Origin of the sequence: Pseudomonas meliae, assembly GCF_001400515.1 — a bacterium.
GTDB lineage: Bacteria > Pseudomonadota > Gammaproteobacteria > Pseudomonadales > Pseudomonadaceae > Aquipseudomonas > Aquipseudomonas amygdali.
Window position 1 is genome coordinate 1 of record NZ_LJQT01000453.1, and the last position, 552, is coordinate 552.

At 53.3% G+C, this 552-nt stretch carries 1 protein-coding gene and 1 pseudogene (1 of these 2 only partly in view); one reads left to right on the forward strand and one right to left on the reverse strand.

Features of this window, described 5'->3' with window-relative positions; translation table 11 throughout:
• Positions 1–364 (forward strand): DUF4113 domain-containing protein (locus ALO64_RS20690; RefSeq protein WP_157058685.1); only part of this gene is annotated, 364 nt, incomplete at its 5' end.
• A 74-nt stretch (positions 365–438) separates the two neighbouring features.
• Here ALO64_RS20690 and ALO64_RS20695 read toward each other — a convergent pair.
• Positions 439–552: pseudogene (locus ALO64_RS20695) on the reverse strand (addiction module antidote protein) (it continues 181 nt past the right edge of the window).

Sequence of the window (552 nt, forward strand, 5' to 3'; positions counted from 1 at the left end):
TACGATTTTTTCCGAATTCTGCGGGCTCCCCTACCCCACTAACGATGTGCGGCTGATGACTCAGTACGCGACCGAGGCGGTTTCGCGGATTTTTCGACCAGGCTTCAGGTATAGCAAAGCGGAAGTGCTGCTGATGGATATTTGTCAGCCAGGCGAGTTTACCGATGACCTGTTCGCTGCCAGTCAGCCGATGAGCTCAGATCGGCTGATGGCTGCGTTGGACATGATCAACGGCAAGTGGGGACGTGGGACACTGCGTACAGGGTCAGTACCAGTCGTTCCAGATTGGGGAATGCGGCGTGAGCAAATGAGCCAGAGCTACACGACGCGGCTTGATCAGCTCTGGGTTGTAAAGGCTAAGTGACCAAGTCAATCCGGTGTTCGTTCACGGTTATTCTGTTCCATTGATCCCCTGACCCTAAAATTTGGGTCAGGGGATCAGTGCATTCGAGCTGTCATATCCACGCCCAGGGCTCTCATTACCGTCAACATGGTTTTTAAGGTTGGATTGCCCTTGCTACTGAACGACCGATAAAGCTGCTCTCGAGACAG